Below are 9,519 nucleotides of genomic sequence, written 5' to 3'. Positions count from 1 at the left end.
TCTTGCTCGTAATCTCGTGCTCTTTTTAATTCGCGCTCCGCCCATGCCAACTGGTTGGTGCTGATATACCCATGTGTGAGGTCTTCCGGTACCTCCTGTGAATCGAGGAGAATAAATCGGATGTTTTCATGCACAAAACTGATGGAGCCCATGCCGTTGGTGCTGAAACGTGCCAAGAAGGCATCTTTGGAACCTGTCTCCGGATGTAAATCGTGATTACCCGGGATGTAATAGCAGGGGGCATTCATGCGTTGTCCGAGTTGTTTCGCACCGTCAAGCGTGGCTTCATATTCTTCAGCAGACATGTCGAAACTCTTACCACCACACACGATATCTCCACCATGAACCACAAAGTCGGGTTCAAAGGTGTTGAGTTGTTCAACCAACTTTTCATAGAGTGCGAGACTGTTTTTTTGTTGTTGAAGTCCACCTGCGAAGTTTCTTGGCGCGTTTAAATACAGGTGTGTGTCCGTAATAAAGGCAAATTTAAAAAGTATCATGGCATATCTCGTTTTTCAGCGAGGATCCCGATTTCACTAACAGAGGTTTAATAACGGGCAAGGTTCCTTGCGGAAATCCGCAGAAATACGCAGAAACACCCCAAGCAAAAACACACTAAGCAACGCCTTTACCAACAGCACGCCGACTAAGATAATTAAAATCAAGAATGCATACGTTTGGATAGAATTGCAACATAAGTCGGTGTATTGGCTGCGTCTATATAGCGTTCAACCTGCCACTTTGTGTCATCAAGGATGTCCTCTATCTCGGCTTTTGAAACAAACAGATAATCAAACCACGGCGTGGTATATTGCCGGTAACGGATTCGCAGGCGCAGTTGTCCACTCATGCGTCCCCGATCCCGGTTAAATTGATGATAGGCTAAATGAACCGGTTCCGTCGTTTGATATGGATCCATTGTTTCGGCGATAATTTTCGCGGTATCTGTTGTCATAGCCGCGAAACGTTTCAATAACCACTTTGCTCTTTTATAGTTTCCAACGAGTCCGAAATTATGTCCCATCATGAGAATTGTGTCAAATGTCCCCATCTTGGAACTTAACTGCGTGATTGGGCTGATAAGAGCATTTTTGAGTCCACGACTTTTACAGGTCTGAATGGCTAATGGTGAGATGTCCGTTCCTAAAACATCATGCCCCTGTTCTTGTAAATAGAGGCAGTGCCGTCCTACACCACAGCCAATATCTAAAACGCGTCCGGTGGCATCCGCTATAGCGAGTTTTTGATGCTCAGCCCAATCCGCATATTCAGCGAAATAGTTAAGAGGTCCCAGACGACTTGTATCGATAAATCTATCTTCTCTCTCCACAATTTCGACGTTTTCTCGACCATTATGATAATCAGAAAGGAGGTGCCCGTAGGCATCTTGGCTGTCAGTTAGCACTCTATGACTCCTTGACGTAACCGGTTGTCCCGTTCGGATTGACCCATTTGGTTTCCCAATGCGTTTCAATGCCTTCGCGCCATGCCTGTGCTGATTCTGTGAGTTCGGTGGTAAGTTCCGGGTGATCGTCTTTCAGATTTCTCGTTTCACCCATATCGGTTTCGAGATCCGCCAGATGCACATCGTCTTCGGGAGGTGCCCCTTCTACCAATTGACCGTTGAGCACCAATTTCCAATTGCCACGACGCACGGCAGTTTGCTTGCCCATCTCCCAATAGATTTTGCTGTGCGGTGTAGATTCACCATTTGTCACCATCGGTAGAACATCGAGTCCGTCAAGTTCGTACTCGGAAGGATCTCCGCCTGCTGCGGCGAGGAAAGTCGGGAATACATCCATTGCTGCGCCGACTTCATCGATTACCTGACCCGCAGGGATTCGCTGGGGCCAATTCATAATTCCGGGTGAACGGATACCACCTTCGTAGAGACTGAATTTATGTCCTTTCAGTTTACCGGCGGTGCCGCCGTAGTAAGGGTCTTGCGTGCCGTCTAACCAATTTCGAGTTTCGCGTGAGGGACCGTTGTCACTCTGGAAATAGGAGAAGGTGTTTTCTGCGAGTCCGAGTCGTTCTAATTCGGCGAAAATTTCGCCGACACTATCGTCAACTGCACTGAGCATCGCCGCCATAATTTGTCTGTCCCACGGCAAATCCGGGAACCGGTCCACGTATTTTTGCGGTGCGTGCATCGGATAGTGCGGTGCGTTGTAAGGGACGTAGAGGAAAAAAGGTTTGCCGAGTTCAACCGACTTTCGGATATATCGGATGGCGTATTCAGTGATGAGCTCCGTAAAATATTCACCGTTTCGGTATATCTCTTCACCGTTTTCCCAGAGGTCGTGTGTTTGGTCGATGCCATGCTGTCCTAAAGCCCAGTAGAAGATATGTGAGAAGAAGTCAATGCACCCTGCCATGAAGCCGAACCAATCGTCGAACCCGTGGTGTTCCGGACGTGAGCCCTCGGCGAGTCCTAAATGCCATTTCCCGGACATTGCTGTGTAGTAGCCGCGTTCCTTGAGTGCGGTTGCGAGTGAAGGAACAGATGGCGGTAGTCCTGTAGCCGTTCGGTGTCCTGCTAAAATGGAGCGGACTCCAGCGTGACATGGATATCGTCCTGTCAATAGGGATGCGCGCGATGGGGAGCAGACGGGTGAATTCGAGTACCAATCTGTGAAGCGGGCACCCTCAGCTGCCATTCTGTCGAGATGTGGCGTTTTGAAGTCGGTTGCCCCCATGCAGGACAGGTCGCCGTATCCTTGGTCGTCCGTTAGAAAGATAATGAAATTAGGTTGCATTTTTCCGCTTTTTTCGTTGTATAATGTTCTTCGCAATAAGTCGTTTTGGGATTGAAAAATAATTTTGGAAATCCGCTTTAAACCCATGTATTCAGTGGGGTTTTTCTTGTTTTAGAATGTTGAAAATTGGTTTATTTTTGGGGTTGTTAATTTAATCTTGATATTTTTCTGAGATAGTTTTTATACATTGGTCAATAAGGTCAGAATTAGTTTCGTCAATTTCAGACGATTCTAAAATATGCAGTAGTTCTTCAAGCCGTGTTCGGAAAAGGACAAGTTTAATCAACTCATTTTTAGACTTTTTTATACAAGATTCAAAGTAGATTTTTGTTTTTTGGACTTCAGCGTATGTTGTGTTAGAAATGTGCATATTATCAAAATCTGTTTTGAGGTGCATACTATTTCTATCTTCTATTTCAAAACGGATTCCCGCTTCTTGTGTGTTTTTCCATAACTTCTTTGTTTCCGAACTGATTTTGATAGATTCCAAATCCTTAGTATTTATACCCAGTTCTTTTATTTTTCGTGGTTTTTCCATTGCTTTATCACCCCTTATCTATCTTGATATTTATTTCCAAAAAAGTGCCATAACCCCTTGTATTTACTATGTTTTTTGCACTTTTTTGCTTGACTTAATTGACTAAAAAATGGTATAATATAGGTAAGTTAATAGGGAGGGTGCAACCTCCCTATATCACACAGAAAAATGAGTTGCTTTTTTCTGTAGTAGTGTTAACTATATTATATCAAAAGATATAAGAAGAAGGCAACTCTTTTTTATGGAGAGGTGTCTTTTTTTATGAATCTCATAGAAGTCATGGCACGCTTCCCTGACCAAGAGGCGTGCATAGAGCATTTGGAACGGATACGTTGGCGTGGAACGGCTGTTTGTCCCCATTGTGAGAGTAAAGACGTGGTTCGTAAGAAAGAAGAAGGTGAAGGGCGTGTAGGACGCTGGAATTGCCATGATTGTAGTGCTTCATTCAAAGTAACCTGTGGCACAGTATTTCACGGCACAAAGATACCGCTTCAGAAGTGGTTTCTTGCCATATCGCTTATCGTCAATGCGAAGAAAAGCCTGTCCAGTTATCAACTCTCACGTGATTTAGACCTGAAGCAGAAGGCTTCGTGGTATCTTCAGACACGCATACGAGCAGAAATGGCGAATAAGACCAGTTCTATACTGCTACAAGGTATCATAGAAGCAGACGAAACCTACATAGGTGGTAAACCTCGCAAAGAGAACAAGACAGAGGATAGAGTGCCAGCCAAGCGGGGGCGTGGAACGGATAAAACCGCTGTGATTGGTGCGGTAGAGCGAGGCGGTCAAGTCGTTGCTGAAGTTGCGAAAGGATTAACAGGACGTGCTATCCTTGAATTCATACGCAGAGTTGTGAACGTCAAGGAATCGGAACTTATGACAGACGAATACCGTGGCTATAAAACACTTGGCAGCCAACTTAAGCACCATATCATAAATCACCAAGAGCAATACGTTGATGGTGATAAGCATACGAATACAATAGAGGGATTTTGGAATTTACTGAAAAAGGCGTATCATGGATCTCACCATTGGTACAGTGTTGAGTATACCCCACTTTATGTCGCTGAACGTTGTTATGTCTATAACTCCCGAAACCTTGATTGTATTTGGACGAAGTTTGTCAATGGAAGTATGAAAGTCTAAAAAAGACGAAAGCCACTGACTGAAACAGTCAATGGCTTTCATTAGATCAATAAAGCACCTATGCTTGAACAGAAATCTGTAATCTCTCACGACTCTCTCGTGCTACTGCACGAGTCTTATTTGAAACCAACTTCTGTTTCTTGCCCTCCTTTGTTGCTGGAAGGTTATCCTCAATACTTTTAATTGCCTCATTGATAACACGCTCAAGATTTAATACATGCTCGGATACAAGTTCATAACGATAGAGTGCTGTATTCACACTCCTTTCAAGAGGTGAAAAAGTTTCTGTGAGCAAACCTCTTAAAAATTCCTTCTGCTTTTCGGAGAAATCCAAATTTTCATTCACGATTTAACACTCCTTTCTATTATTCAAAATGGAACGTTTAAACGCTCACTGTACCAAACGATACCAAAAATGTATTTTTTTGTCAATTTTATATTTTACGTCCAAATTGTGTAACAAATCTGTATCTTATACAATTTGGACGTAAAATATAAAGAAGGGTTTAATATTTCTCTTTTTTTCAAGTTAAAAATATTTTTGTTTGGAATTAATCAGAATAGCAGAATCGCATTGTCAAGTTTTTTCTTTCCTTTTTTCTAATCTTCCTGTAAAATCTGTCTCATGACCAAACTGCAATATCTATAGGACTATGGGTATCCCATATCTAATGTAAATTGGATATTGCGGTTTGGTCGCCGGGGATACCCTCTCTCTTTTTAAGAATCGGGTATCCGGGTTTAGTGGTGTAGCATATTTGACTTAATTAAGGATTACCAGAGGAGAGAGGATAATGCGAAAGATTTTATTAGTTCTATACTTAACATATCAGGTGGTTAGTGATACACATGCAAATGAAGGTGTATCACATTTATGGAATGAATTTGATTTTGTTGGTTTCCATGGTGGGATTTATGATATAGACGACAGCACAGATAGATTATTCGTTGGTATTAACGGCTTCTATCACACATATTTAGAACACAGTCGTAGTGGTGGGCGATTGGCACACTTTAATAGTCTTGGCATACTTGGCACACTAAATTATGATTTCAAATCCGAAGATATAGCATTATCAGGTTTTATCACTTCAGGATATTATCTTTCAAAAGAGGCACTTCTCCAATGGGGAATTGGTCCGGCATACTCTGGTGGTTTTGGAACAGGTATATCTGCGATAACACATATAGGTTATGCTTATCATGCGGATTACGCACTTGCTTTCTTTGCTCAAACCGACTATTTCCCGTCGAGAGACTCAATATCTGCACAATTTGGTGTCTCATTTGGATTTGGCTCGCTAAAATCTTACCAGTAAAGAGGAATTATGAAATACTTTCAGTTTTATCTGACTTTATGCATCATACTCTTGGTTGGGTGTGGTGCAGATAACCCATTCTCGCCTATAGAAGAAGTCAGTATGTCAGAAGTTGTGAATGACGCGATAAATGGTGGAGACCTCTATGAAAATGAGAAGATTAGAATTAAAGCAACTGTTCTATTTGATCGTGCTGATTTAGATTACGGAGGCGGTATTTCACTTGAAACAGGCTATTGGGACGTAACTTTCTTTATCACAGACTACGAAAGCCCCAAAAGCCTAAATCGGTATCGTTCAGGACGAACCTATACCTTCACATTGTATATTGAAGATATAGAATTTGATGTAGACGGATGGATAATATGGGCAGAGGAAATTTGACCCGACAGACCATAAATCAGACGGCAATACCGGAACAGGTGTTGCCGTTTTTTCTTAATAATAGAGCATAAAGAGGTGTTAGAGTATCACTTCGTATTAGAAGTTGATTCGGAAGATTTTAAGTGTTCTAAAATTTCTGCTAACTGTTCAGATATAGTAGTTAAAACCACCAATATCTGCTCTTGTACCATCTCTTTTTCTACTTCCCTTTTAATCCTTGCTTTCTCTGCTGCTATGATCGGACTATCTTGCATTTTTATACTCCTTTGCTAATATGGGAATTCAATTTTGAATTTCAAGTTAAGACAACTAATTCGTTTTTAGTGGATTTGATTTAGTTAACATTGTATCAGATAATTTTTGTCTTGTCAAATCCAAAAGTATCGTGTAAACTATTTAGAACTTTCTGCAAGTCCAAAACGACTAATTCCGTTAAGTTATACCAGATTTAACCAATCCCAAAACGACTTATTGCGATGTTCTTTTCATGAAAATCTGAATAAAAAATTACTCTTTCCAGAAACTGCGATCTAAACTCCGGTATTGTATGGCTTCAGAGACATGCATCGCCTCTATATTCGGGTTTCGATCCAAGTCTGCAATGGTGCGCGCCACCTTCAAAATCCGGTCGTAGGCACGCGCGCTCAGCCCTAATTGATTAATCGCAACCCGAAGCAGATCTTGCGCTTGGTCGTCAACTTTGCAGTATTCTCGTATCTGCTTCGATTCCATGTTTGCATTGGCGTGTATTGTTGTTCCAGCGAAGCGTTGGTGTTGGACTTGACGTGCTGCTTCAACGCGTTCTTGGACGTGTGCCGAGGTTTCACCGGTTGTCTCGGCGGCGAGTTCCGCATGTTTCACCGCTGGGACTTCCACCTGGATGTCGATTCTGTCCAATAGTGGACCAGAGATACGGGAAACATAGTTCTGAATCTGGTTGGGTGAGCACTTACAGTCCCGACTTGGGTCACTGAAAAATCCGCAAGGGCAAGGATTCATGGCAGCAACGAGCATAAAGTTTGCAGGGTAAGTAAGCGATGCTGATGCCCGGGAGATGGTTACTTGCCGGTCCTCAAGCGGTTGTCGCATGACTTCAAGAACGTTTCGTCGGAATTCGGGGAGTTCGTCTAAAAAGAGCACGCCATTGTGTGCAAGACTCACCTCACCGGGGCGCGGCATCTTTCCACCACCGATTAAGCCTGCGTCTGAGATTGTATGATGTGGTGAGCGATATGGACGCGTTACAACCAAAGGAGTGTCACTTGGGAGAATGCCGATGGTGCTTTGGATTTTCGTCGTTTCTAAGGATTCGTCTATAGACAGTCTCGGTAGAATTGATGGGATCCGCTTCGCAATCATGGTCTTTCCCGAACCGGGTGGTCCGATCATGATAAGATTATGCCCACCTGCAGCGGCAACTTCAATCGCGCGCTTAACGTGTTCTTGCCCTTTCACATCGAGTAGATCAAGGAGCGGTTCTGAGGCTTCGGTGTCCTCGTCAGTATTGAGCGTGTGTGGTTCTGGTACTATTTCCTTCTCCGAATTGAGGAACGCTGCAGCCTCTGACAAACTCGCAACCGGATAGATGTTCACATCTTCAACAATCGCCGCCTCTCTCGCGTTTTCAGCAGGTAAAATGAGATTTTGAATGTTGTTCTCTTTTGCAGTGATGGCTATAGGGAGTCCACCCGGTATACCGCGGATGCTTCCGTCGAGTGCGAGTTCGCCCAGAATCATGGTATTCTCAAGACTTTCCAGGCTTACTTGATTTGTAGCCGCCATAACGCCGATTGCGATGGGAAGATCAAACGCTGAGCCCGCTTTTCGGATGTCAGCAGGTGCTAAGTTCGCTGTGATTCGGGTTGGAGGGAAGTAGAAACCGGAGTTTTTAATGGCTGCAGTAACCCGGTCCCGACTCTCTTTGATAGCACTGTCCGGCAAGCCAACTGTGCTGAAGTACGGCATTCCACCGGCGACATCTACCTCGACTTTCACTATATAGGCATCAATTCCCAACATCGCACTGCTTAGTACCGTTGCGAGCATACATCTATTTCCTTCCAACTGGTGTTAATTTATAGTAAAGTTTAGAATTAATTAGACATTGTAAACGGTGTGTTGCAGGCACCCACAAGGGGTGCCCCTACAAGATGTCTCTTTATTTATAGATTTCACTATAAAATGTTTTTTATAAGTGTGCTCTTTATGTAGGTGAGGTTCAAACCTCATCCAGTAAATCTTAACACTATTATATCACTGAGAAGGCTAAGAGGTCAACGCTTTTCCACTAACCTAAATCGCCAGTAAGTTTATGTAATGTGTGTAGTTGTTTCTGGCTGGCTATGACTAACAAGGCATCACCGGCTACCATTTTCTTATCTCCGGGCGGATTATAGAGAAATGCGCCGTCGCTATCCTGAATTGCGACGACAACCAGCCCAGTTTGCTCTTGAATACTCGCGGCTTTAAGAGAAATCCCATCTAAAGGAGAATCTTTTTGGATGATGGATTCAGTAAATTGTGCCCCCTGTCGATTTTGGGTCATACTTTCCAAAAATCCGACGAGTTGTGGTTGAAGTATGCCGGATGCAAGGCGGAGCCCACCAATGTGATCGGGTAGGACGACTTCATCTGCCCCGGCGGTGATGAGTTTTCCGGGGGAATTGTCTTCAACGGCTTTAGATGCTATCTTTAAACGTGGATTCAATTTTCTTGCAGAGATCACCACAAAAAGATTGTCTTGATCGCGGCTAAGACATGTAACAAGTCCTTGGGCGCGCTCAATGCCTGCCCGCATGAGTAATTCATCATCGGTTGCATCACCTTGAAGGTATAGAAAATTTCGTGTATCAGAGAGGTGGATGAGTCGTTCTTCCTCGACTTCAATACCGACGAAATCTACTTCTGCCTTCAGCATTTCGTCAAGTACATGCACGCCAGTATCACCAAGCCCACAGATAATATAATGGTTAAATAATTTATCAACAGTTCGAATCATTTTTTGTTGTCGGAAAAAACTTTGTAGTTGTCCTTCGATTAGAAATGCGGTAGCGATTGTAACACAATAGGTAAACACCCCAAACCCACCGATGAGCAGAAACAGGGTAAAGACTCGTCCAGCATCACTCATTCCCATGTTGCCATAACCGACAGTTGTTAGGGTGATAACAGTCATGTAGACCGCATCGAGAAGTTCCCACTCTCCCTCCGGATTATCCCTTTCGAGGAATAGGTAACCAACGGTTCCCGTTACGATCAAGCTCACGAGCAGTATAGGGGCAATTAGGATCTTGCGTTGATAATTCATTCTCCTATCTCATAGACGCGCTTGGTACTTCTGGAGCATGTCTATTGGAAATTCCTCTGGTTT

General features: G+C 43.5%; 11 protein-coding genes. 3 read left to right on the top strand and 8 right to left on the bottom strand.

What is annotated here, in order from left to right:
- The 4 genes from OXH39_19860 to OXH39_19845 form a co-directional block, all read right to left on the bottom strand.
- Window positions 1-500, bottom strand: a 500-nt coding sequence (locus OXH39_19860) for a metallophosphoesterase (GenBank protein MCY3552719.1), incomplete at its 3' end; no start/stop codon positions are given.
- Between the two features lie 161 nt (window positions 501-661).
- Complete coding sequence (locus OXH39_19855; protein ID MCY3552718.1) at window positions 662-1,405, bottom strand: class I SAM-dependent methyltransferase; 744 nt, start codon at window positions 1,403-1,405, stop codon at window positions 662-664.
- A gap of 1 nt (window position 1,406) precedes the next feature.
- Window positions 1,407-2,759: a sulfatase-like hydrolase/transferase gene (locus OXH39_19850; GenBank protein MCY3552717.1), complete on the bottom strand. Its 1,353-nt coding sequence runs from the start codon at window positions 2,757-2,759 to the stop codon at window positions 1,407-1,409.
- Window positions 2,760-2,910: 151 nt separating this feature from the next.
- Entirely contained in the window at window positions 2,911-3,297 is a 387-nt protein-coding gene (locus tag OXH39_19845; GenBank protein ID MCY3552716.1) for a hypothetical protein, read from the bottom strand.
- Window positions 3,298-3,558: 261 nt separating this feature from the next.
- Here OXH39_19845 and OXH39_19840 point away from each other — a divergent pair, with 261 nt between their 5' ends.
- Complete coding sequence (locus OXH39_19840) at window positions 3,559-4,446, top strand: IS1595 family transposase (protein ID MCY3552715.1); 888 nt, start codon at window positions 3,559-3,561, stop codon at window positions 4,444-4,446.
- 58 nt (window positions 4,447-4,504) lie between these two features.
- On the opposite strand, the gene OXH39_19835 is transcribed toward OXH39_19840, so the two are convergent.
- On the bottom strand, window positions 4,505-4,792 hold the full coding sequence (locus OXH39_19835; protein ID MCY3552714.1) for a hypothetical protein: 288 nt from the start codon (window positions 4,790-4,792) through the stop codon (window positions 4,505-4,507).
- Window positions 4,793-5,240: 448 nt separating this feature from the next.
- Between OXH39_19835 and OXH39_19830 the strand changes: the two genes are divergently transcribed.
- Both OXH39_19830 and OXH39_19825 read left to right on the top strand, forming a co-directional pair.
- Window positions 5,241-5,765 carry a hypothetical protein gene (locus OXH39_19830; GenBank protein ID MCY3552713.1) on the top strand — a complete coding sequence of 175 codons (525 nt, stop codon included), beginning with the start codon at window positions 5,241-5,243 and terminating at the stop codon, window positions 5,763-5,765.
- Window positions 5,766-5,774: 9 nt separating this feature from the next.
- Window positions 5,775-6,149 (top strand): hypothetical protein, encoded by a 375-nt coding sequence (locus tag OXH39_19825; protein MCY3552712.1) that lies wholly within the window; start codon window positions 5,775-5,777, stop codon window positions 6,147-6,149.
- An 86-nt stretch (window positions 6,150-6,235) separates the two neighbouring features.
- On the opposite strand, the gene OXH39_19820 is transcribed toward OXH39_19825, so the two are convergent.
- The 3 genes from OXH39_19820 to OXH39_19810 all read right to left on the bottom strand — a co-directional run bounded on the left by OXH39_19820 (window position 6,236) and on the right by OXH39_19810 (window position 9,456).
- Window positions 6,236-6,403, bottom strand: a complete 168-nt coding sequence (locus tag OXH39_19820) for a hypothetical protein (GenBank protein ID MCY3552711.1) — start codon at window positions 6,401-6,403, stop codon at window positions 6,236-6,238.
- A 253-nt stretch (window positions 6,404-6,656) separates the two neighbouring features.
- A complete protein-coding gene (locus OXH39_19815) occupies window positions 6,657-8,195 on the bottom strand; it encodes a YifB family Mg chelatase-like AAA ATPase (GenBank protein ID MCY3552710.1) in 1,539 nt (512 codons plus the stop codon).
- A gap of 241 nt (window positions 8,196-8,436) precedes the next feature.
- Entirely contained in the window at window positions 8,437-9,456 is a 1,020-nt protein-coding gene (locus OXH39_19810; GenBank protein ID MCY3552709.1) for a potassium channel protein, read from the bottom strand.
- Between the last annotated feature and the right edge of the window lie 63 nt (window positions 9,457-9,519).

This window comes from Candidatus Poribacteria bacterium (assembly GCA_026702755.1).
Lineage (GTDB): Bacteria > Poribacteria > WGA-4E > WGA-4E > WGA-3G > WGA-3G.
This window is presented reverse-complemented; position numbering and strand designations above follow the sequence as displayed.

Excerpts from the sequence above, each read along its gene's own strand:
- OXH39_19815 (MCY3552710.1), bottom strand. The coding sequence starts at position 8,195 with ATGCTCGCAACGGTACTAAGCAGTGCGATGTTGGGAATTGATGCCTAT.
- OXH39_19845 (MCY3552716.1), bottom strand. The coding sequence starts at position 3,297 with ATGGAAAAACCACGAAAAATAAAAGAACTGGGTATAAATACTAAGGAT.
- OXH39_19810 (MCY3552709.1), bottom strand. The coding sequence starts at position 9,456 with ATGAATTATCAACGCAAGATCCTAATTGCCCCTATACTGCTCGTGAGC.
- OXH39_19830 (MCY3552713.1), top strand. The coding sequence starts at position 5,241 with ATGCGAAAGATTTTATTAGTTCTATACTTAACATATCAGGTGGTTAGT.
- OXH39_19820 (MCY3552711.1), bottom strand. The coding sequence starts at position 6,403 with ATGCAAGATAGTCCGATCATAGCAGCAGAGAAAGCAAGGATTAAAAGG.
- OXH39_19825 (MCY3552712.1), top strand. The coding sequence starts at position 5,775 with ATGAAATACTTTCAGTTTTATCTGACTTTATGCATCATACTCTTGGTT.
- OXH39_19850 (MCY3552717.1), bottom strand. The coding sequence starts at position 2,759 with ATGCAACCTAATTTCATTATCTTTCTAACGGACGACCAAGGATACGGC.
- OXH39_19840 (MCY3552715.1), top strand. The coding sequence starts at position 3,559 with ATGAATCTCATAGAAGTCATGGCACGCTTCCCTGACCAAGAGGCGTGC.